Consider the following 23,795-nt stretch of genomic DNA (forward strand, 5'->3'; position numbering starts at 1 on the left):
GCTACTTCTTCTTGTCGGCCGAGTCGTCGGAGGACAGCGCGGCCACGAAGGCCTCCTGGGGCACCTCCACGCGGCCCACCATCTTCATGCGCTTCTTGCCCTCCTTCTGCTTCTCGAGCAGCTTGCGCTTACGGGAGATGTCGCCGCCGTAGCACTTGGAGAGCACATCCTTGCGCATCGCGCGGATGTTCTCGCGGGCGATGATGCGCGAGCCGATGGCCGCCTGGATGGGCACCTCGAACTGCTGGCGCGGGATCAGGTCCTTGAGCTTGCCCGCCATCATCACGCCGTAGGAGTAGGCCTTGTCCTTGTGCGTGATGGCGGAGAAGGCGTCCACGCGCTCTCCCTGGAGGAGCAGGTCCACCTTGACCAGGTCCGCGGCCTGGTCTCCGTCCGCCTTCCAGTCCAGGGAGGCGTAGCCCTTGGTCCTGGACTTGAGCTGGTCGAAGAAGTCCAGCACGATCTCGGCCAGGGGCAGCCGGTAGCGCAGCTCGACCCGGTCCTCGGAGAGGTAGTCCATCCCGCCCATCTGCCCGCGTTTGGACTGGCACAGCTCCATGATCGTGCCCACGAACTCCGAGGGCGCCAGGACCGTGGCGGAGACCATCGGCTCGCGGATCTCCTTGATCCTCCCCTCGGGGAACTCCGACGGATTGGTCACCACGGTCTCCGTGTTGTCCTCCAGGGTGACGTCGTAGGACACCGACGGCGCCGTGGAGATCAGCGCCAGGTCGAACTCGCGCTCCAGCCGCTCGCGGGTGATCTCCAGGTGCAGGAGCCCCAGGAAGCCGCAGCGGAACCCGAAGCCCAGCGCCGAGGAGGTCTCGGGCTCCCAGACCAGGGCGGCGTCGTTGAGCTGCAGCTTCTCCAGGGCGTCGCGCAGGGCCGGGTAGTCGGAGCCGTCGATCGGGAACAGGCCGGAGAAGACCATGGGCTTGGGGTCCTCGTAGCCGCCGAGCTCCTCGGTGGCACCCTTGCTGGCGGCGGTGACCGTGTCGCCCACGCGGGACTGGCGGACGTCCTTCACGCCGGTGATCAGGTAGCCCACCTCGCCCACGCCCAGGCCCTGGGAGGGCTTGGGCTCCGGGGAGATCACGCCGATCTCCAGCAGTTCGTGCTCGGCACCCGTGGACATCATCTGGATGCGCTCGCGCGGCTTCAGGGCACCGTCGACCACCCGGACGTAGGTGACCACGCCGCGGTAGGTGTCGAAGACGGAATCGAAGATCATGGCCCGGCTCGGCCCATCGGCCTGACCCACGGGAGGGGGGACCTCCGCGACGATCCGGTCCAGGAGGGCCTCGACGCCCTCACCGGTCTTGCCGGAGACCCGCAGCACGCGGTCCGGGTCCTCGCCGATGAGGTTGCCCAGTTCCTCGGCGTACTTCTCCGGCTGAGCCGCCGGCAGGTCGATCTTGTTCAGCACCGGGATGATGGCCAGGTCGTTCTCGAGCGCCAGATACAGGTTGGCGAGCGTCTGCGCCTCGATCCCCTGGGCGGCATCGACCAGCAGCAGCGCGCCCTCGCAGGCGGCCAGGGACCGGGAGACCTCGTAGGTGAAGTCCACGTGCCCCGGGGTGTCGATCATGTTCAAGGCGAAATCGGTCCCCTCGACCTGCCACGGCATCCTCACGGCCTGGGACTTGATCGTGATGCCGCGCTCGCGCTCGATGTCCATCCGGTCCAGGTACTGCGCCTTCATCTGCCGCGGGGTCACCACTCCGGTCGCCTGCAGCATACGATCGGCCAGGGTGGACTTGCCGTGGTCGATGTGCGCGATGATGCAGAAGTTGCGCAGCAGCGACGGGTCGGTGCGCGACGGCACCGGCGGAACGACGGCCTGTGGGGACAAGGCGGGCCTCTCACTACAGTTCAGGGGCTTCCCGGGCGTGGACGGACTCCTTCCGGCCGTCGTCGGCGGGCATGCGGCCGCGACGACGCCGGGGCACGTGCATCCCACCCGGGCGGATCAGTGTCACAGTCTCTCATGATCCGCACCGGGGACGAGCAGGTGGCGCGGGATCAGGCCGGCAGCAGGGACCGGATCATGAGCATGGTCACCGCGAAACCCACGAGGTAGTTGATCCACAGGAATCGCTTCCAGCCGGTGTTGGCGCGCTCGCAGTCGTCGTCGCGGATCGTCAGGAACGGCACGAGGTTGGCCAGGTACGGCAGTACGAACAGCGCCGCGACGGGGACGGGCCACTGGGCCGGCAGGAGGCTCAGGCCGGCCACGACGTACAGGATCGCCGAGGCCAGGACGGTACGGCGGGCGCCGAGCACCGTGCCGATCGAGGCCAGGCCGCCGGCGCGATCCGCCCGGATGTCCTGCACCGCGCCGAAGGCCTGCGAGGCCATGCCCCACAGGAAGAAGGCCGCCGTGACGGCAGTCAGGGTCGCCGTCCACTGCGCCCCGGCCACGGCGAAGGCGAAGACCATGGGCGAGACGAAGTGCGTGGCCGAGGTGGCCGAGTCGAGGAACGGGATCTCCTTGAATCTCAGGCCCTTGACGCTGTAGGCCAGGACCGCGAAGAGGCTCACCGCGAGCACGATGCCGGAGGCCGGACTGCCGGCGGCCCAGAGGAACAGCACGAAGGGCAGGGGCAGGAGCACTGCGGCGGCCAGGATCCCGCGGTGCTCGGAGCGGTCCGCGAGCGCCCCCTCCACGCCGCCCTTGCGGGGGTTGCGGAGATCGGATTCGTAGTCGAAGACGTCGTTGATCCCGTACATCATGAGGTTGTACGGGATCAGGAAGAACAGCGAGCCCACGATCAGGATCGCGTCGACCGAGTGCGTGAGCAGCCAGTAGGCCGTGGCGAAGGGGTAGGCGGTGTTCACCCAGGAGATCGGGCGGGAGGTCGCGAGCCAGGTCCGCAGGCAGCGGGAGACATGACCCCTGTGCCCCAGGGCCCACCACAGGACCGGGAGCAGGACGACGGCGGCCAGGACGTAGGCCAGGTCCTCGACCGGCGCCAGCCACAGGGTGATGCCGGTCAGGCTGCCGTCGCCGTAAGAGAAGAAGCCGGCGGCGATCATGAGGGAATCGAAGATCACGGTCAGCACGATCAGGACCGCCAGGGCCAGGCCCATCGCCGCCCAGCGCCGGCGGGGTGCCTCTCGAGGCGTACCGGCCAGCAGGGCCACGGGCACCAGGGCCAGGGCGAGGAAGGCCGGCATGAGTTCGAGGTAGGTCATCGGCGCCCCTCCCCCGCCGGATCGTCTCCGCTCCCGCGCCGGCCGGCCCGGAGGCCGCCGCGCAGCACCCGCTCCAAGAACAGCACCAGGTTCATGGTCAGGTAGCAGAGGAAGATCAGGAACACGGGCTCCTCCACCGGCATGTGCGGCCCCAGCATCCATCCCGTGGCGAACCGGCTGGGGGCGTGGAGGAAGATGCCGGTCAGGATCCCGGCGATGTCCCACAGCAGGAAGAAGGCCACCCCCGCGGCCAGGACCACGGCGGCGCGCACGGCATCCCGGGCGAAGAACAGTCTCTCCCGGACGTCCCAGACGATCATGCCGGCCAGGCTCACGAGTAGCGCGGCCAGGTAGGCGAAGCTCATCCCCGCCGCTCCCCCGACTCGGGCAGCGGACCCGTGGAGGTGTCCCCCCGAACGTCCTTCAGGACGTTCTCCGCGCTGATCAGGCACATGGGCAGACCGATGCCCGGCACGGTGGTCGAACCGCAGTAATGCAGGCCGTCGATCGTGCGGCTGCGCATCCGGCCCCGGAGGAACGCCGACTGCCGCAGGGTGTGCCCCGGTCCCAGCACGTTGCCGCGCCATGCGTTGTAGTCCGCCGCGAAGTCCGCCGGCCCGATCGTCCTGCGCACCACCACCCTCTGCTCCAGGTCGGGGATCCCTGCCCATCGGGAGATCTGCCGGATCGCCTGATCGGCGACGTCCTCGACGCCCGCGGCCCCTCCGCCGTCGTCGCCTCCGTGACCGATGCCGACGTCGGCGGCGACCGGGACCAGGACGAACAGGTTCTCGTGGCCTTCAGGGGCCACGGTGGGATCCGTCATCGAGGGCCGGCAGACGTAGATGGAGGCCGGGTCGGGGATCCTCCCCGGCTGGTCGAAGATCGCGGCGAAGTTCTCATCCCAGTCCTCGGTGAACATCAGGCTGTGGTGCGCCAGCTCCGGGAGCTCGCCGCGCACGCCGAGCAGGACGAGGACCGCGCCCGGGCCGGTCTGGCGGCGGGCCCAGTAGCGTTCCGGATAGGTCTGCTGGCTCCTGGACAGCAGCTGCGTCTCGGTGTGGTGCAGGTCGGCCGCGCTGATCACGCGGTCGGCGGGTTCGTGGTGCTCCCGCCCCGAGGAGGAGTCCCGCCAGGTCACGCCCGTGACACGGGCTCTGCCGCGCGGGCGCCGTCGCCGGGTCCGGGCCCCCGCAGGCCCACCACGGCGCTCTTCCGGGGAAGGGGCGTCCGTGGTGATCCGGGTGACCTCGGCCCCCAGTGTGATCCGGGCGCCGTGTCCGGCCGCCAGGTCCTCGACGGCGTCGATGATCGTGGAGAAACCGCCCTGGGGGTACTGCACGGAGTCGGCCAGGTCCAGGTAGCTCATGAGGTGGTACAGCGCCGGGGCCCGACGGGGCTGGGTGGCCAGGAAGACCGCGGGGTAGCCCAGGATCTGGCGCAGCCGGGTATCCCGGACCGTGCGGTGGTTCAGCCACCGCAGGGAGCCCAGCAGCTGGTACGCCAGCTGCGGCAGGTGTGCCAGGACCTCCCGGTCGAGCAGCTGGAGGAAGGAGGCCGGTGACCCGTAGGACGTGTAGAGGAAGTGCCGGGCTGCCACCCGGTAGGTCCTCTCCGCAGAGGCCAGGTACCTCCGGATGCGCTTGCCCGCGCCTGGCTCCACGGACTCGAAGACCCGTACGGTCTCCTCCAGGTCCGAACGGATCTCCAAGGGCTCGTCGTAGTTCTCGCCGAAGACCCGGTAGGCCGGATCCAGGGCCTCCAACCGCAGCGCCTCCCCGGTCGAGGTGCCCATGAGCCGGAAGAAGTGCTCGAAGACCTCGGGCATGAGGTACCAGGAGGGACCCGTGTCGAACCGGAAGCCGTCCACCTCGTACCGCCCGGCTCGTCCGCCGCAGCGCTCACCGCGTTCCAGGACCGTGACGCGGTGGCCGTCCCGGGACAGCAGGCCTGCCACGGCCAGTCCGGCGATACCGGCGCCGACGACGACGATCCGCTCTCCTCCGGCACCGCACGGCGCTGCGCTCGCGCGGCGTTCGCGGGAATCGCCGGTCATGCGCCGGCCCCCGGGCCGCGGGTGCGCCGGTGGCGCGGGAGCTCCCGGGTATTCCGGGGATCGCGGAGCCGACTGCCGCCGGTCGTGGTCAGAGTCCGCCACGTGCCGGCGGTGGTCGCCCTGAGCACGATGGCGACCTTGCGGCCGTCCGGAACCCGGACCCGGGTGACGAGCAGCTGGGAGGCCTCGGCCGCCCGCAACCGGTGCGAGAGCTCGGCGAACAGGTCGTGGGCCACGAGCACCGCGGTCCGGGCCGATGACGGGAGGTCGTCGATGACGGTGCGCGCGGCGGCGAGGTCGTCGTCGATCTCGTCCAGGAACCCGGCCTTGGCGTGCTCGGTGAGCTGCCCGCGAACCGTCCCGGGCAGGTAGGCCCGCCCCAGGCGGGTGTAGTCCTCGGAGAGGTCGCGGAGGAAGTTGACCTTCTGGAAGGCGGCGCCCAGGCGCCTGGCGCCGCGCTCGAAGTCCTGCTCCTGCTCCGGGGTGACCGGCCGTCCGGCCAGGAAGACGCGGAGGCACATCAGGCCGACCACCTCGGCCGAGCCGTAGACGTAGGTCTTCAGCGAATCCGCGCAATGCTCGCCATCGCCGAGGTCCGCGCGCATGGAGGCGAAGAACGGCCGGATGAGGTCGGGGCCGATGCCGGCCTGGCGGCAGGTCAGGGCGAAGGCATGGACCACGAGGTTCGTGGAGAAACCGCTCGCCACGGCCGTCAGGGTCTCCCGTTCCAGGTCGTCCAGCAGCTGCCGGGCGGCACCGGGATCCACGCCGGCCCCCGCGCTGGCGCCGTCGACGATCTCGTCGGCCACCCTGACCAGTGCGTAGATGCAGCGGACCGGCGTCCTGACCTCGCGTCCTAGCAGGGTGCAGGCCATTCCGAAGGAGGTCGAATACTGCCGGATCACCGTGGCGGCGGAAACCCTCGCAGCACGGTCGTACCGTGCGGCCGAGGCGGAATCGGAGGAGGACGCTCCCGGCAGGGGATCTTCCCTCCGGCGCTCTATCCTGTGCTCCACGCGGTGCCTCCGGGGGATGCGGCGAGTCATCGGATCCGCTCCACCGCGGTTTTCGCAGTGGATTCCAGCTCGGCCACCAGCTCGCCGGGCAGATCCGCTGCGCGGGCGACGGCCACGGCCTGATCCGCCGATTCACGCGCCAGGGCTTCTACCGCCGCCCTGGCTCCCGAGCACTCCAGCAACTTCCTGGCGCGTTGCAGCTGCTCCGGGGACGGATCACCGCCCCTCAGGAGGTCCAGCAGCTCGGGGCCGGCGCCGGAGCGCACGGCCTCCGCGATCAGCAGCGTGTGCTTGCCCTCCCTGAGGTCGCCGTCGGTCGACTTCCCCGTGCTCTCACCGGACCCGAAGACACCCAGGAGGTCGTCGGCCAGCTGGAAGGCCAGGCCCAGACCACGGCCGATGGCACCCAGCTGCCGGACCTGGTCGGACGGCGCGCCCATCAGGATCGCCCCCGCTTTCAGGGGAGCTTCGAAGGAGTACACCGAGGTCTTCAGCTGCGTGGCCGACAGCACGGATCCCACCGGTGGAACGTCGACTCCGAGGGCGTTCTCGATGTCCAGGAGCTCTCCCGCGGCGGAGGCGAAGACGGCCTCGTCGAGCAGTGCCAGCACGGGGTCCAGCACATCCGCCGGCAGCCCCGCCGTGGCCACGAGCCGGTGAGCCCCTGCCAGGGCGAGGTCGCCGGCGATGATCGCGACGCTGCGCCCGTGGTGCTCGGCCCGCTCGGGCGGGCTCCCCGCTCCGAGCGCCTCGGACTGCGCTGCGGCATGCAGGGTGGGCTCATGCCGCCGGACGTCGTCGCGGTCGATGACATCGTCGTGGATGATCAGAGCCGTATGCAGCAGCTCGAAGGCCGCCCCCACGGCGCCGACGGCCTGCCACGGAGAAGGCGGGAAAGCCGGGCTTGCGCGATCGTCATCGTCCGCGCCGCGTTGCCCGGAGTAGGCCCGCGCGGTCATCTGCACCAGAGCGGGCCGCAGTCGTTTGCCGCCGGCGGTGAGTCGGGCGATCTCCTCCCACAGGTGCGCGAACCGCGGTGACAGCGTGATGGCCCGCTTCTGCGCATCCCGGAGGAATCCATCGAGGGCGCGGTCCGCATCGGCCGCATAGCCGGGTATGAGCGGAGCATCGGGCGGACGTCCGCCGCGAGCGGGATGACCCCCTGAGTTCGCCGGATACGACGTCGACGTGTCTGTCGTCGCTGTGGTGGGAGAGGCGGCTGTGGTCACGGAATCCATTGCATCACACTATTTCGGAATTCGAAATATCAACACGGATTGGAACCGCAGCGGCCTCCGGACGGCACCCGGCCTTCGCCGGGCCGGCCGCTGCGGATCAGGTCGCGTCGTCTCCCAGGTCCGGGGCGGGAGGGGTCACCCGCTGGGCTCGCTGGATGGCGGCGGTCAGCTCGGGGATCCTGCGGCGCAGCACGTCGAGTTCGGCGTCGTCCCAGGATTCGAACTCCCGCAGCAGCTCGTCGACCATGGGGGTGAACATGGCGCGTCCCGTGGCAGCCGCACTGGGGGTGGCGCCCAGGAGGACCTCCCGGCGGTCCCCGGTGTCCGATTGCCGCTCCAGATGTCCCCGGTTGGCCAGGCGATCGATCACCGCGGTGGCCGCGGACGCGCTGATCACCAGGCGACGGGCCACGTCCCCGGCCCTCAGGGGAGCACCCCGTCGCTGGCCCTGCATCACCTCGGTCAAGGCGTTGACATCGCTGTGCGCCAGCCCGTAGGCCTTCCTGGCCGTGTCGGCGTACCGGCTCGATTCGATGGTGAAGTTCTGCAGGATCAGCATCAGATCATGACCACGACCGCGCGGCTTGCGCTGCCCTCTCACCCCGGCAGCAGGAGGCTCCTGGTCACGCACCTCGGCCACGGGTCTGGGCTCACGCGAGTCGGTCATCCCCCGATCATAATCGGGCGGAGCGGGGAGCATCCCATGCCCCCGAGCCGGGCGATGATTGAATGAACGGCATGAACGCCAACTTCACCCGGCTGTTCCGCGCGGCCTTCTCGGCCTACCGGCAAGCCAAGAAGCAGCAAGTACGAACCGCCGGCCGGAACCCGCGAGGGAAGGCCCCTGGTGGAGGCCGTCCGACGGCGACCAGCACCACGGCCGAACCCGCCGGCTCACCGTCGAGCACCCCGTCCGCAGGCTCCACGCCGGCCCAGGCCTACCCCGGGGACTACACGGGACCCGTGGACGCCGTCTACGATCCCCACCCCGACGGCAGGGCCGATCCCGGGGAGATCGTGTGGACCTGGGTGCCGTACCAGGAGGACCACTCGCGGGGGAAGGACCGCCCGGTGCTCATCGTCGGACGCAACGGCGCCTATCTCCTGGCCTTGATGCTGACCTCCAAGGACCACGCCAACGCCGACGCGCACGATGACGCCTACGTGGACATCGGCACGGGCGACTGGGACTCGCGTCGTCGCCCGTCCGAGGTGCGAGTGGACCGGGTGGTGCAGGTCCGGGAACGAGACGTACGGCGGGAGGGCGCTGTCCTTGAGCGTGATCGATTTAACGCAGTGCTCGCACGACTCGACCGGCGCTGAGCACCCGCGAGAGCAGGTTTCTGCTAAGCTTTTTCGCTGTGTGTCCGCGCTGATCGCCGGGCACTGCGGATAGGGCGCCAGCGAGCATCCCCACTCTCACGTCTCAGTCGGCGAAACCGTCCGTTTGCCCTCACTGACCGATCAACGCTCACGTCAAAGGAGTATCTGTGGCAAATATCAAGTCCCAGAAGAAGCGCATTCTGACCAACGAGAAGGCTCGTCTGCGCAACAACGCCTACAAGTCCGAGCTGAAGACCTACGTGCGTCGCCTCGACTCCGCGATCGCCGCCGGCGACAAGGATGCGGCTGCCACCGCGCTGCGCGAGGTCTCCCGCAAGTACGACAAGGCCGTGACCAAGGGCGTTCTGCACAAGAACAACGCCGCCAACAAGAAGTCCGGTCTGGCTGCCCGGGTCAACGACATGGCCTGAGTCACCAGCTGACTCGTACGTCAGGGCCGCGCATCCGCAGGGATGCGCGGCCCTGACGTATATCCGGTGCACATTCGGCCGGGGCTGTCCCAGCACTCAGGCCCAGTACTCAGGCCCGGTACTCAGGCGCTGTACTCAGGCGCTTAGATCGCGCGCCTGCCAGAGAGCGCGATCGTGGTGATGGCCCGCTCCACGGCGTAGGCGGCATCCCGAGACTCCCCCTTGACCTGGGCATCGGCATCCGCCAGGGCGCGCAGAGCGGCCACCAGGTCGGCCTGGTCGAAACGGCGGGCCTCCTTCTGCGCGCGTTCGATCTGCCAGGGCGCGCCACCCACCTGCCCCGCGAGCTGATGAGCGGACCCGCGTGCGCCGTGGACGGCGGCCGTCAGACGCACCTTGGCCGCCAGGGCCGCCACCATGGGCACGGGGTCGGTGCCCGTGTCGAGCGCATGGCGCCACAGTTTGAGAGCGGCTTCCGGCCGCCCCGCCAGGGCGGCATCGGCGACCTTGAAGGCGGTGGCTTCCACCCTGCCGCCGTAGTAGGTCTCCACCTCGTCATAGGTGATGTGCTCGGGTCCGTCGGACAGGAGCTGGGCGCAGGCGGAGGCCAGTTCCGCCGTCGAGGTGCCGACGGCCTCCGTCAGGGCTCGGGCGGCGTCGGGATCGATGCCGCGCCCGTGGACGCGGAACTCGTGCCGGACGAAATCCACTTTGTCCCGGTCGTTCTTGAGGGGCGAGCAGTCGACCACCACGGCCGCGGCCTTCAAGGCGTCCAGCAGTTTCTTGCCGCGGGTCCCCCCGCTGTGGGAGAAGACCACGACGACGTCGGGGTCCGGCTGCTGGACGTAGGCCAGCGCGTCCGCGAGCAGGTCTTCGTTCATCTGCGCCAGGTCCTCGACCACGATGACCTTGGCATCGTCGAAGAGCGAAGGGCTGGCCACCACGCCGAGCTGGCCCGCGCCGTAGGTCGCAGCGTCGATCCGGGTGAACTCGACTCCCCCGTTCGCTTCCTTGACCAGGCGCCGGATCCGGTCGACCGCACGGGCGGCCAGGTAGCTCTCCTTGCCGGTGAGCAGGATCAGCGGCGAGGGCTCGACCTCGCGCCAGCTGGTTCCGGGGTCGGCGGGAGCGGGGCGCTTGCGTGGTGGCATGGTCCAAGAATCCCATACGGGACCGACAGCCGGGAGAAGGTCCGCGGGAGGCGGACGAGGCTGTATCCGGAGCGGCCGGTTTCCTGGTGCTCAGTCCGATCCGGGGTGATCTGTGCCGGGTCGGCGGAGTCCCGACCAGGATGCGACGTCTCGTCTGCCGTCGGCGCTGTTCCCGGTGCTCACGACGGTGCCGTCAGCGCGCAACCCGAGGGTGTGGGCGGATCCCGCAGCCACCGCGACGATATCCGTCCACGCTTCGACGTCGCACTGTCCGTGGCTGTTGTCGCCCGCTGCCAGCACCCGGCCTGATGCCTGGACGGCTACGGTGTGGTAGCTGCCGGCGTCCAAAGCCACCACGTCCCGCCACTGATCGACCCCGGTCGCTCTGCTGGACCAGGCGCCGGTGGCGATGACCCGTCCATCGGATCTCAGCCCGACGGTGTGCACAGCACCGGCGGCGATCGCGGTCAGGCCGTGCCAGCTCTCGAGGGCGCTTTGTCCTCGGCGGTTGTTTCCGACCGCCAACGCTGTGCCGTCGCCACGCAAGCCGACGGAGTGCCAGTCGCCGCAGGATATTGCCACGATCTCCCTCCAGTCCTGGACATCGCAGGCACCTTCGGTAATACGCCCGGTTGCAAGCACGGAGCCGTTGGCGAGCAGGCCGAGTGTTCGTCGCCAGCCCGCTGCCACAGCCGTGACGTCGTGCCATGCTCCGACGTCGCACTGGTGATCGCCGTTCCATCCGGTGGCCAGAACCGTGCCGTCCGACCGTAAGCCGACGGTGTGCGATCTGCCGGTGTTCGTCGCGGTGTGGACGTTGCCGGCCGCAACGGCGAGGACATCCGTCCAATGATCGACATCGCATTCACCGGCACGGCCGTCGCCAACCGCCGCCACCGTGCCGTCACGGCGCACGGCGGCCGAGTGGCGCCTTCCAGCGGCCAGCACCGACCGGCGTCCTCGTGCTCCTGCCTCCACGGCTATTCCGCTGATTCCTCGAATGCACCGATATGGGCGAGGACGGCGAGCAGGATGGACAGTGCGCACGCCACCACCGCGAAGTAGTTCCCCAGAGCCAGCAGCATTCCGCGTGTGCCGTGCCATTCGCTGGCGAAAAGCACGATCTGCATGTCGAACAGCAGGACGATGACGGTGATGACCTTTGCGAAATACGTGACCATCGCCCCGATCCGCCTCCACCGGGAGGCTCCGTGCTTTCCGGCACGGGCGCTGTTCTTCGCCCAAGGATCGAGCATGGTGGCGACGAGCAGCACTGCGATGATCTGCGCGGCCGCAAAAGCAGTATCGGGAGTGATCTCCATACTTTTCAAGTATGGAGACAACCGGCAGAGGGGACACCGATTCTCGTTCCCGGAATCGAACATTTCTCCCGCTGGTCTCTCCGGGTTCGCGTCGAAGCCGGGTCTGACCTGCTCGGGCGTCTTACCCGGACGGCGCATTCAGCGCACTAGGGTGTCTCTGTTGCCGATAACGAAAGGACCCTCGCATGATCACGCCTGCCCATGTCGTGTGCGGCTCTAACACTGACGTGACCGCATTGGGAGCATCGGCCCGATGACCGACACCGACGTTCGGCACGGCACGCTTTTCGGCGTGCTCGCGCTGCTGGCGGCGACCCTGTTCTGGGCAGGTAACTATGTCATCGGAGGGGCGGCTGTCGCCGCCATCTCACCGCTGGATCTGACTGCCCTTCGCTGGGCGATCGCGCTCGTGCCGCTGCTGCTGCTCGCGCACTTCCTCGAACGCCCGGACTGGCGATCCGTGCTCCGCGCCTGGCCGCATATGATCCTGCCCGCGCTCTTCGGACCGCTGGCCTACAACTTCCTGCTGTACTCCGCGCTGGAACACACCACGCCGGTCAATGCGTCGCTCATCAACGCCTTCAATCCTGCGCTCATCAGCATTGCCGCCGCGATCTTCCTCCGGCAGCGACTCACTCCTATCGCAATCGGCGGCATCGCCGGCGCCCTGGCCGGGGTGCTCTGGATACTCAGCAACGGACAACCCGCCACGCTCATCGCGCACGGCTTCGGCAGCGGTGACGTACTCATGGTCGCCGCGATCACGACTTGGACGATTTACACGATCATCGGCCGGCGAAAGACTGGCCTCCCGCCGGTTACCGCAACCGCCGTGCAGTGCCTCACCGTCGTCATCAGCACGGCTCCGTTCGTGCTTGTCACCCATGGCCCGCACATCCCCGCTGATCCGGGCCTTGTCTGGTCGCTGATCTTCATCGGACTCTTCCCGTCGGTCGCATCGTTCGTCCTCTGGAATATCGCTCTGACGAAGATCCCGCCCGCGCGCGCCGGTGTCTTCCTCAACCTGATCACCGTGTTCACCGTGCTGATCTCGGTCACCCTCGGCCAATCCCTTACGCTCGCGCAGGGCATCGGGGGAATCATGGTGCTGCTAGGAGTCTTCCACACCAATATCAACGCTTTCCGCAAGACTCCATGATTCATCGCCATAGAGACCGATTGGTCACGGAGGCTGGAACCACGACGACCGCGTGAGGGCATCGTTTGCCGAGCTACCCCCGAGGTAACCGACGCTCAGGCCGTTTCAGAGTGCGGCTCGTTCTGCGCCCGGGCCCGGAACATGCCGAAAGCGACGAGTCCCGCCGCAAGCGCTGTCAGCGCGATTCCGCCCCAGGTGACCGCGAGCCGGAATTCGGCGGTCTGATCGGCCGTCCATACCGCGGACGTGAGATGGCCCGTGAAGATGGCGGCCAGGAAGGTGCCGCTGAGTGCGATACCCACGGCAGTTGCGAACTCCCCCGCAGTATCGGCCAGCGCCGCTCCGACGGTTGGCTATGACGGTTTCGCCTGACACCGTTTGTCGGTCTCGCTCGACACCACCTGGGCACCGAATGGGGTAGGAGTGTCGGCTTCGTTCGACACCACTTCGCGACCCGTGTTACTGCTGGGCGAGTCGCCGGTTGGTGTGGGCGAGTCGGTAGGAGTCTGTCCCGGTTTCGATGATGGTGCCGCCGAAGGTGAGGCGGTCGACGATGGCGGCGCAGAGCCGCGGTTCGGTGAACGTCTTGGTCCACCCGGAGAAGGACTCGTTGGACGCGATCGCGACAGATGCCTTCTCCTCGCGTTCGGTGAGGACCTGGAACAATAGTTCGGCACCTCGTCGGTCGAGCTGCATGTAGCCGAGCTCGTCGACGCATAGCAGGTCGACGCGTCCGTAGCGGGCGATTGTTTTCGACAGGGTCTGCTCGTCGGCGGCCTCGACGAGCTCGTTGGCGAGCTTCGTGGCGAGGGTGTACTTGACCCGATAGCCGGCCATGGCGGCCTCGGTGCCGAGTGCGATGAGCAGGTGGGACTTGCCGGTACCGGAGTCGCCGATGAGGCACAGGGGTTGGCCCTTCTTGACCCAGTCGCACTTGGCGAGGGTGTGGATGGTGGCGGGGTCGATGTTGGGGTTGGCGTCGAACTCAAAGGCCCGCAGGGACTTCTCTCGGGGGAACTTCGCGGCCTTGATCCGTCGCTCGGAGCGGCGGAGAGCCCGGTCGTCGCACTCGGCCAGGAGGTGCTCTGCGAGGAACCCGCGGTAGGACATCTGCTCGGCCGCCGCCCGGTCTGCGCCGTCGGCAAAGCCTTGTCGGATGGTCGGCAGCCGCAGCATGCGGCACGCCTGGTCGATGGAAGCATCGGCGGCTTCTTCAGTCATGCCTCGGCGGCGGGTCATGGGGGCTCCTTCATTCCTGGGCGCGAGATCGGCGTCGTAGCAGCTGGTCGTACTGGTCGACGGTCGGCGGCGGGCGGGTATCGACGGGCAAGGGCTTGCGTAGTCGCCGTTCGGTGAGCGAGGCGATCACGGTGGGGTCGCTTCGAGGGGAGACCGCGGAGTCGGGCGCGCCGCTGTTGTCGCGGGTTTGGTCTTCGGCCTTACGCGCTTCGAGCGCGACGACGTCGGCTGTGTGCCCACCGGCTCGCAGGGCGGCGGTTAGCCCGGCGACGACATGCTCGTGCGCGAGGTGTCGGTGCAGGAGCAGGACCTCGATCAGGGCGCGGGTGCCCTCGGCATCGCCATGGGTCTTGCAGGCCGCGGCCCACCACTCGTCATGTATTGGGGTGAACCGGCCGGTCTTCCGGGCTTGCTCGAGGGCGGTGGCTCCGGGGAGCGCTCCGGGTTTGCGGAGGAGGACCTCGAGGTAGTGGTCCAGGTCGAGCTGGACACCGCCCTTGGTCATCAGCCGCTCGTGGCGCGCCACCTCCTTGTGGCCGTCGTAGACGACCAGCTCGCTGGCATGTAGCAGGACCCTGATTTGGCGACCGACGTAGCGGGCTGGCGCGGAGTACTTGTTCATCCGGACGCTCACCTGAGCGAACCTGTCGACCCGCGGGGTGAACCATCGGCCGGTCTCGAACGGCTCGGTCGGGAGCGCAGCGAGGAGTGGTTGCTCGGCTGCGAAGTGCTCGCCGATGGTGTGCGCGCGTGAGGCGATCCTGCGTTGCTCGTCGCTGCGGTCCCAGGCGTCGAGCATGGCGTTGAGCTGCTCGATGGAGTCGGCTTCTGGGATGGGGACGAGGTGGTTGCGGCGAAACCAGCCGATGTCGCCCTCGACGCCGCCCTTCTCGTGCGCGCCGGTGATCCCTGGCTGGCAGTAGAACGCCTCGATCCCGTAGTGGGAGCGGAACGCGGTCCACCGATCCGCCTCGACCCGCTGACGGGAGAACCCGATCACGGACGCGACGGCGGCCTTCAGGTTGTCGTAACGGATCTTCCCGGTCGGCACCCCGCCCAGGACACGGAAGGCGTGTACGTGGCCTTCGAAGAACGCCTCCTGCCCGGCCGAGGCGCTGATCCTGTGGACGGCCTTCCCAGAGTAGGACAGTCGCAGGCTGAACAGCGTGCAGGTCACCAGCTTTCCGCGCAGCCGTACGACGACCTCGCCGAAGTCAACCTCGCCCTCGCGGCCGGGCAGGTGGGTCTGCGGGATGAACGTGGTGACGGGCTCCCGCCCGGTTTCGATACGGATCTCGCGGCGACGGGTCGCGACGTAGTCACGCACCATCCCGTACGACACCACTCCAATGGCGTCGTGCTCGTCGAGGAGCCGGTCGAAGATGCGCTTTGCGGTATGTCGCTGCTTCCTCGGCGCGTCCAGGTCATCGCGGAGCCAGCCGTCGATCACTGACCGGTAGGGGTCGAGCCGCGACCCCCTCTTCGGTGGCGGCTTGGGCTCCTTGGGCCATGCCGAGGCCAAGGCTGCCGCTACTGTGCGGTACCCGACTCCGTGCTTGCGTTGCAGTGCCCGTTTCGACAGGCCCTCCTTGGCATCACGTCGAATTGCTGCATAGAGGTCGACACGGGACGTTCGTGCTTCACGCGCCATGACGTCGGTGTCCGCAGGGGGTTGCGGTTAGTTGAGCGCCTTGGTCCGCGACGCGAGACGGACCGCCATGATCACCGAAACCAGCAGGATCCCGGCCGACCAAGCGAGGGCGGCCATCAGCGAGGTTTGGTCGACGCCGATCAGGTCGGACTGGGTGAGGCCACGCAGTGCGTCGATCATCGGAGTGAGCGGCTGGAAGTCGGCGACCGCTGCCAGCCAGCCTGGCATCGACGCGGTGGGGACGATCGCGCTGGAGATGAAGGTGAGCGGAATCGCGATGAACGCCAGCCCCTGGGCGGCCTCCGGGCTGGAGGCCGCTGACCCGAGCGCGAGGAACAGCGCGGCGAACGCAACCGAATAGAGCACCAGCATCGCCAACGCCAAGACGAGTTCGCATACGCCTGCGTGGGGTCTGAAGCCGGTGACGAAGGCCGCGAGGAGGGTGGTGAGTGCTGCGGCCACCACGATCGTCGACTGGGCGGCGAGCCGTCCCAGTGTGATCCCGGCGCGAGCCACCGGCATTGACAGGACGCGGTCGGAGAACCCGGCGGAGCGTTCCTTGGCGACGGTGACCGCGGCCTGGGACGATCCGAACAGCAGTGTGGTGGTGATGATGCCGGGCGTCATGTAGTCGACGTATGTCAGCGGAGCGGAATCGATTGCGCCGGCGAAGACGTAGCGGAACACGAGCAGGAAGAGAACGCCCTGCAACAGGGTGGGGAACACGGCCTGCGGGTCGCGAAGGAACACCTTCAGAGTCTTCGACCCGATCGTGGCGCTGGTGGCAGCTAGGCCCGCTGACGGAATCGGGGTCACTGTCGTGTGGATAGTGGCGATCATGGGCTTGCCTCGCTTCCGGTCATGGAGAGGAAGACGTCGTCGAGCGTCGGCGGCGACACGGAGAACTCGGTGATGTCGAGGATCCCCTGCTCGGTCACCGCGCGATGCGCGGCGTCGAGGTCGAATTGGCCGGTCACCGTCAGCTCGTTGTCTCCGAGGTCGCGGATCTCGCCGCGCAGCCGTTCCGCCAGCGCCTTGGCCTGGTCGCTGGACAGCGGTGCGTGGGTGACAAGACTCAGCGTGGTGCTGGCCATCGTGCGACGAAGTTGGTTCGGAGTTCCGGCCTGGATGACGCGGCCCTCGTCGATGATTACCACTTCGTCAGCGAGACGCTGTGCCTCCTCCAAGTACTGGGTGGTCAGCAGCACCGATGTGCCGTTCAGAGGTAGGGATCGGATGGTCTCCCAGAGGCTGTTGCGGCTGTGGGGGTCCAGCCCGGTGGTCGGCTCGTCGAGCAGCAACAGCGATGGCCTGTTCACGAATGTCGCGGCCAGGTCGAGGCGGCGGCGTTGACCGCCGGAGTAGGTGGAAACGCGTCGGTCGACGAACTCGCTCAACGCGAACCCGTCGATCACCCCTGCAGCGGCCTGGCGGGCCTCGCGCGGTGAGAGACCGTAGAGGCGGGCAACCATGCGTAGGTTCTCGACGCCAGTCAGCTCGGCGACAACGGCGGCGTGCTGTCCCGCCAGGCCGACAATCCCCCGAACCGTCTGGGCTTCGTCCTTCACCTCGTGCCCGAGAACGCGGAGCGATCCGGCCCGGTAGGGCTGGAGGGTCGCGATTGCTCGCACCAGGGTGGTTTTCCCAGCGCCGTTGCGTCCCAGGACCGCTGTGACCCGTCCCGCGGGAGCGCTCAGATTCAGGTCCCTCATCACGGTGCGCTCCGGGTACTCGATCTGCAGGCCGAGCGCCTGGACCGCGACGTCGGTGTTCGGAGTCTGAGTTGACTGTCCTGTCGTCATGTCGCCGCTCGCGTACCCGCGGTCAGTTCGCGGGCTTGAGACGGACCGACGACCAGGTGTCGGAGAGCGAGATATTGCCGTTGAGGGTCCAGCCTGATTCCTCGGCGCGCTTCCAGATGCTGTCGCGATTGATGTCGGCCTTGTTGCCCTTCGGGTATCCGATCCAAACGGCCTTCGGCGTCGACAGCAGCGGGAACACATCGTCGAGCAGCGTTTCCAGTTCGTCACGGCTTTGGGCAAACATCACCGCGACCCCGGTGGTGTCGCGGTCGATCCCGTCGACGACGGTGACGTGTTCAGGGAGGGGATCGAGCAGTGCTCGCTGGTCGGGCGAGGAGGGGCCGAGCAGCAGCTCGGTGCCGGGCTTGATCTGAAGTTTCTCCGCGATCGTGCGCGCCATGACATGGCCTTTCGTCGTGTTGTCGCTGGCGGTGCCAGCCACAGTTGGTGGATTCGGTTCTGCCCCCAGAGGACGGGCAGGATGATGGGTCAAGTGGATCAGTGGAGGTGCTGGAGCAGTTCGCTCATTCGGCGCAGGACGTGGCTGCGCCAGCCGCCGTTCATGAACTTCCGGGCGAGTTGCTGTGTGGGGTCGTCGGGGTCGAAGCCGGCGTGTTCGAGGAACAGGCGGGTGCCCTTCCCTTCGGGCTGCAGCGTCCAGGTGACGGTGGTCGCCATCCAGTCGGGCTGTTGGGCGTCTGCCCAGCTGATCCGAAGCATCTTCTGGGGCAGCAGGTCGAGCACCTCACACGTGATCCGTCCGGAGAATCCGGTCTGCGCGACGGGGCGTGCCCAGAAGGTGAACCGGTGACCCACGACGGGTTCGAAATCGTTGGGCATGAGCCACTGCGCCATCAGCTCCGGCGTCGTCAGGGCCCGCCACAGTTTAGAGGGCGTGTGCGGGAAGTACTGGTCGACTTCGATCCGGGTCAGGTCTTCATGCGTGGTCATCGTCGTCCATTTCGTCGAGAACACCGCCGAGCGCGGTCATCCGGTTGCGCCAGAAGCGCTCGTAGGGAGTGAGCCAGTCGATCAGCTCGACCATCGGCTCGCCCGTGACGCGGTAGTAGCGGTGACGACCCTCCTGGCGCTCCTCCACGAGTCCGGACTCGCGCAATGCACGGAGGTGTTCGGAGACGCTCGGACGAGCCATGTCGAACTTCCCGGCGAGTTCCCCGGCGGTGTGGTCACCGCCGAGGAGCGCGTCGAGGATGTCCCGACGAGTGGGGTTGGCGAGCGCGCCGAACACCTCGTCCAGCGGGCCGTTCTTGAGACGTCGAGGCAAACTGGACGACCTCAGCCCTGCAGGATGTAGCCGTTGCCGTCAGGGTCCGAGAAGGTGGCCTGCCGACCCCACGGCATCTCGTTCGGACCGTCGACGACCACACCAGCTTCCTGCAACCGTTCGACATCGGCGTCCAGGTCTGAGCTGGCGAACAGAATGCCCTGCCCGCCGCCAGCGCTCATCCCGGGGAACGGCTTGTGCAGCACCAGGGTGGTGCCGCTCTGGGCACCGACCTCAAGCCAACGGTTCTCGCCGAAGGTCTGGTCGGCCGTCACCTCCAGCCCGAGCGCGTCGACGTAGAAGTCGCGGGCGCGGTCCTGGTCGGAGACGAACACGGTCACGGTCTTCACGGTGTTGATAGCCATGCCCACACTTTACGTAGGAGAAAGCCTACGCGTCAAGCCCGAGCTGCGCCCGTTGGACTTCCTGGTCGACCCCCAGCCACCAGTGGTGTCACCGCTCATCGACATCTATCTTGTCGCCGCCAGGCATGGTGTCGAACGAGACCGACAAACGGTGTCAGGTGAGCTCGACGGAATCAGACGGTGGTCCGGTCGGCGGGAACGCCTCACATGACGTTGGTCCCGGCGACGACACCGACAACGCGCATCCCCGCCGCCACGAGAGCGAGCGAGAAAGCGATCCAGACGTATCCGAATCGTCCCAGCAGTGCGTATACCGCCAGCCCGACGACGACGGCAGAGGCGCTGAGCCAGGCCGCTCGATTGAGTCCGAGCTTGCCGACGAGGACCCCGATGAGGGCTCCGCCGGCGACGAGCACGATGACCTGCGGAAGCATGCCCAGGGCTGCCTGGGCGGGCGTCCAGCCCCAGTCGAGCTGCAGCTGAAGCGCGACGAGGTAGCCGAGGCCGGCAACGGCGAGGTTGGCGGAGGCCTTGAACGCCAGCCCGCTGGAGACGAGCGGGCTCGCGATCAGCCTCAGGTCCAGGAGGGGACACCTGAACGAGTGCTCGCGCCAGGCGAATGCCGCTGCGAAGGCGATCGTCACAGCGACGGAGGCCCAGGGGAACCAGGTCCCCGCGCCTGCTTCGACGAAGAGGGCGGGAGCGATCAATGCGGAGGCGATGGCCGCCGTTCCCAGCACAGCTCCCCAGATGTCGACGGGATCGCGATGGAGTTCATCCAGGCGGTCGGCCGGGATGCCGATGCGGATGGCAGCGAAAGCGACGGCGGCGATCGGCACGTTCACCAGCAGGAGGCTCTGCCACGGTGCGACGGCGAGGACGAAGCCACCTGCGATCGGGCCGACAGCGAGCCCCACGAGACCCACGGTGGAGATCACCGGCATCGCCCGGACCCGGAGGCGATCGTCGGCGAAGAGTCGGAACGCCAGGGCGAGTGAACCGGGAGTGGTCATGGCGGCTGCCACGCCCATCGCCGCCCGAACGGCGATGAGTTGTCCGGCCGTCGTCACGAAAGCGGTAGCGAGACTCGTCAATCCGAGCAGCACGAGTCCGAGCAGCATGACATTGCGTCGTCCGAACCGATCCGCGACGGCGCTGAGCGCGAGCATCAGCCCGCCGAACACCACGGAGTACACGCCAGTCACCCATTGCAGGGCAGTGGCCGAGGCCTGCAGTTCCCGCCCGATGGTGGGCAGGGCGACGTTGAGGATCGAATTGTCGAGCATCTCGAACAGGAACACGGCCGACAACCCAGCCAGGGCGATCCATGCTTCCTTCAGCGATTGAGGCGTTTGCTCAGCCCCGGACTGGTAGCTCGAACGACGAATCAACGGTCACTCCTTCTCAATGAAGAAGTGACGGCCCGTTCGTTCCGCGTGTGCTCGTGCGCCCGTCGAGGATCATCGCCTCCGGCGTGACGCACGTTTTTACTTCCAGTGGTGCCAGGCTACACCGGCGCGAGGGCCCCGGCCGTTATCCCTCAGCGATCAGGTGCCACAAGCCAGCTGCTGCAGCGCGTCAGGTACCCGATCTCGGCCACCTGAGATACTGGAGGCATGGAGCAGGGGGAGGCTGGGCGCATGCTCGACGGACCGCGCGGGCGGAGACTCTGCCTGGAGCTGGCCCGGTCGCTGTCCTCGGAGGCGGGATCATTGATCTCGCGCCTAGGGTTCGAGCTCGACCCGGACGCCGGCACTTCGAGGATCAGCATGACCGCGCAATTCGGCCACGGTGTCGGCGATGCGCACCCGGGCCCGACGCCGTCTATCCCGGTCCTTGTCTCAGCGATCGACTGCCTTCACGCGGAGGCGCTGGCGGAGGGCATCGTGCACGCGGCGTTCTCCGCCGCAGTCGGCGCGGCGCGGTACTGGCAGGATCCCGACGGTGAGGATGTGCTCGCCGCCCATCCCGACGTGCGAGCGGTCCTCTGGCCGCTCGCACTGCACGTCTCGACGATGTCGGAGCTCGGCTGGTGGTACGCCAGTAGCCGCCCCGATCAGTGGCTCATCGACTGGGAGAACCCCGGATATCCGGCACCCGCCGAACGCCCAGACCTCGACACGTGGGCCATGGGGATCCGCGCCGAGGAAGAGCGATCGCAGCGCGATCGGCCGCGCGACCCGAGTGCGGCCTACTCCGGTCCCTGGTGGTCGGCGCCGGTCGTCTCACGGCGCTCCACAGCCGGGCGGATTCCCGAGGCATTCGACCTGGTCGAAGACGACTTCGGCTGGGACGCAGCGACGGTCACGCCGTCGTCCGCGCCCGAGCAGGTCATCGAGATCCGTACTGCCGGGGATTGGGTAGATCTATGCCGGGCGCATCCGATCGAGGTGACTGCCTCGCGCCGTCACGACTGGTATCGCACCACGGGCATCGACAGCCGCTGGGTCATCCCCGACTGGAGCGCCATCGCGGGTCAGGCCGAGGGCGTACATCTCACCGCGGCGGCGTACCTCGAGCTCGCAGGACGCGCCCTACCTGTGGATGACGGCCTCGCCACGGTTATCGCGGGATGGGATCCGGATGCGACGTTCTGGCTGCAAGATGATCCCGTCACGGCAGGACCCGGCATCCGGTGGGTGCGCGATAGGGACAGTGAGAGCTGGACGATTGACTGACCCTCCGAACGGGGTGCCGTGGGGTTGTAAACGTACCTGCGTCTTGTAGAGACGAAAGAGGTACCCGCGATGACTCCCGCGACCCCGACCCGCACGACCACACCAGCCGCCAGCCCGAGCACTGCCGCTCAGCCGACGCGGGCGGTGCTGTACGTCCGTATCAGTGACGACCCCGAGGGCTTGGAGAAAGGGGTGGAGCGACAGGAGGCCGACTGCCGCGCCTACGCCGAATCCCTCGGCTACGAAGTGGTGGAGGTGTTCAGAGAGAACGACACCTCGGCGTTCAAGCAGCGCACCATCACTCTCCCCACCGGGGAGAAAGTCCGCCGCGTCGTCCGCCCCAGGTTCCGTGCCCTGCTGTCGTTCCTGGCTCGTCGCGGTGCGGAGGCGATGATCGCCTACGACCTCGACCGCGCCGTGCGCGACCCCCGCGATCTGGAAGACCTGATCGACGCCAAGGTGCTCTACGGGTTCCGGGTGCTTTCGACCACCGGGAGCCTGCGCTTAGACAACGACTCGGATATCGCGATGGCGCGGGTGCTGGTGGCGATGGCGAACAAGTCCAGCGCGGACACCGCCCGCCGTGTCGCCAGGGCGTCGAAGCAGCAGGCCATCGACGGCAAGTGGCACGGTGGCCGCGCCCCCTACGGCTACCGGATGGGCGACTCCACCCTGTACGTGATCCCCGAGCACGCCGCCCTGATCCGCGAGGCTGCCGACCGCGTGCTTGCGGGTGAGAGCCTGTATGTCATCACGCGGACATGGAACGAGCGCGGAGAGCGCACCGGCAACGGTGTGCAGTGGTCGGAAAAGGCGCTGGCTCAGGTGCTGCGCAACCCGGCGACCAAAGGGGTGCGCATCTATCGCCCCACGTTGCCGGATGGCAGGAGTGCTGAGGTGCCGGAGGTGGTGACTGAGGGCAACTGGTCTGCGATCCTTGATGCGGAGCGGTGGCAGGAGGTCGTGGACGTGCTCGACGCACGCCGGGCGCGGCGGACGACCTGGCCGGGCACCGTGAAGCGGGTGCACCCGTTCTCCGGGCTGATTCGGTGCGCGAACTGCGGTACGGCGATGCGCAAGCAAGGCCCGCAGTACATCTGCGTGAACTACCAGCGCTCGATCTGCTCCCGCTCCATCAACGCCCGCGAGGTCACGGCCCTGATCGAGGAGGCGGTGCTGAGTGTGTTCTCGCGGATCGCGTTGGCTCCGGAACAGATGCCGTCACGTACCGCCGAGACGGACGGGGAACGCGAAGCCTTGGCGGAGGGGCTGGAGTCTGACCGAGAAGCGCTGGAACGCCTCGATGACGACCACTACGACGGGATCATCGACCGGGCCACCTGGATGCGGCAGCGCACCCGGCTCATCGAGCGCATCCGTACTCGGCAGCACGACTACCAGCAGCGCCTGGCCCGCATCCCCGTCGTAGACGTGAGCCTTGACGTGAGCACGGTCGCGTCCGAGTGGGAGGGCAGGAGCGCGACCTGGCAACATGAGGCGACGCGGCTGGTGCTGGACACGGTGCTCATCCACGCCCACCCCACAGGCGTGCCCGCCGTCGTGCCCAAGCGCCGAGGCGACACCAAAGAGTCGTACCGGGCCAGGTTGCGGGCGCACCGCAACGATCTACTGGCCCGCAGAGTCGAGTTCATCTGGCACGCCTGACCCCTCGGACGGTCTCGGCAGCCCGCACAAACCGCGCAGTCGCTGGCGTATTCGAGGGTCGGCGATCACGGGCGGCAGACCCTGCGCCTCCCGGCTACGCCGCGCCAGGAGCGCCCCCAGCGGCTCGGAGGCATCGCCTGGCGTGGGTGGTTCGGTCGTGGTGGTGTGCTGTCGAGTCGTCATGGAGGTCAGGTACGACCGAGTGACCACAACATCTAG

General features: G+C 67.9%; 25 protein-coding genes. 5 read left to right on the plus strand and 20 right to left on the minus strand.

All coding sequences use genetic code 11. The features are described 5' to 3' along the window. Position 1 precedes the first annotated feature (1 nt). From lepA to FCK90_RS03820, 7 genes are all read right to left on the minus strand, one after another. The gene (lepA, locus tag FCK90_RS03790) at positions 2–1,852 is read right to left on the minus strand and encodes a translation elongation factor 4 (RefSeq protein ID WP_158032966.1); all 1,851 of its coding nucleotides are present in this window, start codon (positions 1,850–1,852) and stop codon (positions 2–4) included. Positions 1,853–2,022: 170 nt separating this feature from the next. Further along, the gene (locus FCK90_RS03795) at positions 2,023–3,195 is read right to left on the minus strand and encodes a prenyltransferase (protein ID WP_158032967.1); all 1,173 of its coding nucleotides are present in this window, start codon (positions 3,193–3,195) and stop codon (positions 2,023–2,025) included. Further along, a complete protein-coding gene (locus tag FCK90_RS03800) occupies positions 3,192–3,560 on the minus strand; it encodes a lycopene cyclase domain-containing protein (protein ID WP_158032968.1) in 369 nt (122 codons plus the stop codon). The genes FCK90_RS03795 and FCK90_RS03800 overlap by 4 nt, the downstream gene beginning before the upstream one ends. Then, on the minus strand, positions 3,557–5,251 hold the full coding sequence (gene crtI / locus FCK90_RS03805) for a phytoene desaturase family protein (RefSeq protein WP_158032969.1): 1,695 nt from the start codon (positions 5,249–5,251) through the stop codon (positions 3,557–3,559). The genes FCK90_RS03800 and crtI overlap by 4 nt, the downstream gene beginning before the upstream one ends. Then, positions 5,248–6,267, minus strand: a complete 1,020-nt coding sequence (locus tag FCK90_RS03810) for a phytoene/squalene synthase family protein (RefSeq protein WP_246179957.1) — start codon at positions 6,265–6,267, stop codon at positions 5,248–5,250. Before FCK90_RS03810 ends, crtI begins: the two co-directional genes overlap by 4 nt. Positions 6,268–6,293: 26 nt before the next feature. After that, entirely contained in the window at positions 6,294–7,496 is a 1,203-nt protein-coding gene (locus tag FCK90_RS03815; protein WP_246179958.1) for a polyprenyl synthetase family protein, read from the minus strand. A 106-nt stretch (positions 7,497–7,602) separates the two neighbouring features. Further along, positions 7,603–8,172, minus strand: coding sequence for a MarR family winged helix-turn-helix transcriptional regulator (locus tag FCK90_RS03820; protein WP_181954182.1), 570 nt, complete (start codon positions 8,170–8,172; stop codon positions 7,603–7,605). A 71-nt stretch (positions 8,173–8,243) separates the two neighbouring features. Here FCK90_RS03820 and FCK90_RS03825 point away from each other — a divergent pair, with 71 nt between their 5' ends. Beyond that, positions 8,244–8,828 (plus strand): type II toxin-antitoxin system PemK/MazF family toxin, encoded by a 585-nt coding sequence (locus FCK90_RS03825; RefSeq protein WP_246179959.1) that lies wholly within the window; start codon positions 8,244–8,246, stop codon positions 8,826–8,828. A gap of 167 nt (positions 8,829–8,995) precedes the next feature. Continuing rightward, positions 8,996–9,259: a 30S ribosomal protein S20 gene (gene rpsT / locus FCK90_RS03830; protein ID WP_158032974.1), complete on the plus strand. Its 264-nt coding sequence runs from the start codon at positions 8,996–8,998 to the stop codon at positions 9,257–9,259. Between the two features lie 143 nt (positions 9,260–9,402). Here the strand turns inward: rpsT and holA are convergent, their stop codons facing one another. From holA to FCK90_RS15665, 3 genes are all read right to left on the minus strand, one after another. After that, complete coding sequence (gene holA, locus FCK90_RS03835) at positions 9,403–10,410, minus strand: DNA polymerase III subunit delta (protein ID WP_158032975.1); 1,008 nt, start codon at positions 10,408–10,410, stop codon at positions 9,403–9,405. A gap of 90 nt (positions 10,411–10,500) precedes the next feature. Then, entirely contained in the window at positions 10,501–11,388 is an 888-nt protein-coding gene (locus tag FCK90_RS03840; protein ID WP_246179960.1) for an RCC1 domain-containing protein, read from the minus strand. Between the two features lie 2 nt (positions 11,389–11,390). Beyond that, positions 11,391–11,732 (minus strand): hypothetical protein, encoded by a 342-nt coding sequence (locus FCK90_RS15665; RefSeq protein ID WP_246179961.1) that lies wholly within the window; start codon positions 11,730–11,732, stop codon positions 11,391–11,393. 253 nt (positions 11,733–11,985) lie between these two features. Here FCK90_RS15665 and FCK90_RS03845 point away from each other — a divergent pair, with 253 nt between their 5' ends. Then, on the plus strand, positions 11,986–12,891 hold the full coding sequence (locus FCK90_RS03845) for a DMT family transporter (protein WP_158032977.1): 906 nt from the start codon (positions 11,986–11,988) through the stop codon (positions 12,889–12,891). 95 nt (positions 12,892–12,986) lie between these two features. On the opposite strand, the gene FCK90_RS03850 is transcribed toward FCK90_RS03845, so the two are convergent. From FCK90_RS03850 to FCK90_RS03895, 10 genes are all read right to left on the minus strand, one after another. After that, the gene (locus FCK90_RS03850) at positions 12,987–13,193 is read right to left on the minus strand and encodes a hypothetical protein (RefSeq protein WP_158032978.1); all 207 of its coding nucleotides are present in this window, start codon (positions 13,191–13,193) and stop codon (positions 12,987–12,989) included. A 157-nt stretch (positions 13,194–13,350) separates the two neighbouring features. Continuing rightward, positions 13,351–14,130, minus strand: a complete 780-nt coding sequence (gene istB, locus FCK90_RS03855) for an IS21-like element helper ATPase IstB (RefSeq protein ID WP_158032979.1) — start codon at positions 14,128–14,130, stop codon at positions 13,351–13,353. 10 nt (positions 14,131–14,140) lie between these two features. After that, positions 14,141–15,781, minus strand: a complete 1,641-nt coding sequence (istA, locus tag FCK90_RS03860; protein WP_158032980.1) for an IS21 family transposase — start codon at positions 15,779–15,781, stop codon at positions 14,141–14,143. Positions 15,782–15,808: 27 nt separating this feature from the next. After that, positions 15,809–16,621, minus strand: coding sequence for an ABC transporter permease (locus tag FCK90_RS03865; protein WP_158032981.1), 813 nt, complete (start codon positions 16,619–16,621; stop codon positions 15,809–15,811). Next, a complete protein-coding gene (locus FCK90_RS03870; protein WP_181954183.1) occupies positions 16,618–17,493 on the minus strand; it encodes an ATP-binding cassette domain-containing protein in 876 nt (291 codons plus the stop codon). Before FCK90_RS03870 ends, FCK90_RS03865 begins: the two co-directional genes overlap by 4 nt. A 112-nt stretch (positions 17,494–17,605) precedes the next feature. Continuing rightward, positions 17,606–18,025, minus strand: a complete 420-nt coding sequence (locus tag FCK90_RS03875; RefSeq protein WP_246179962.1) for a DUF3052 domain-containing protein — start codon at positions 18,023–18,025, stop codon at positions 17,606–17,608. A 56-nt stretch (positions 18,026–18,081) separates the two neighbouring features. Beyond that, positions 18,082–18,534: an SRPBCC family protein gene (locus FCK90_RS03880; protein WP_158032983.1), complete on the minus strand. Its 453-nt coding sequence runs from the start codon at positions 18,532–18,534 to the stop codon at positions 18,082–18,084. After that, positions 18,521–18,868 carry an ArsR/SmtB family transcription factor gene (locus tag FCK90_RS03885; RefSeq protein WP_158032984.1) on the minus strand — a complete coding sequence of 116 codons (348 nt, stop codon included), beginning with the start codon at positions 18,866–18,868 and terminating at the stop codon, positions 18,521–18,523. Before FCK90_RS03885 ends, FCK90_RS03880 begins: the two co-directional genes overlap by 14 nt. A gap of 11 nt (positions 18,869–18,879) precedes the next feature. After that, positions 18,880–19,233 carry a VOC family protein gene (locus FCK90_RS03890; protein ID WP_158032985.1) on the minus strand — a complete coding sequence of 118 codons (354 nt, stop codon included), beginning with the start codon at positions 19,231–19,233 and terminating at the stop codon, positions 18,880–18,882. A gap of 203 nt (positions 19,234–19,436) precedes the next feature. Beyond that, on the minus strand, positions 19,437–20,624 hold the full coding sequence (locus FCK90_RS03895) for an MFS transporter (protein WP_246179963.1): 1,188 nt from the start codon (positions 20,622–20,624) through the stop codon (positions 19,437–19,439). Between the two features lie 225 nt (positions 20,625–20,849). Here FCK90_RS03895 and FCK90_RS03900 point away from each other — a divergent pair, with 225 nt between their 5' ends. Further along, a complete protein-coding gene (locus FCK90_RS03900) occupies positions 20,850–21,911 on the plus strand; it encodes a hypothetical protein (RefSeq protein ID WP_158032986.1) in 1,062 nt (353 codons plus the stop codon). A gap of 69 nt (positions 21,912–21,980) precedes the next feature. Further along, positions 21,981–23,576, plus strand: a complete 1,596-nt coding sequence (locus FCK90_RS03905; RefSeq protein ID WP_158032987.1) for a recombinase family protein — start codon at positions 21,981–21,983, stop codon at positions 23,574–23,576. The last annotated feature ends 219 nt before the right edge of the window (positions 23,577–23,795 follow it).

Origin of the sequence: Kocuria coralli (assembly GCF_008831305.1) — a bacterium.
GTDB lineage: Bacteria > Actinomycetota > Actinomycetes > Actinomycetales > Micrococcaceae > Kocuria > Kocuria coralli.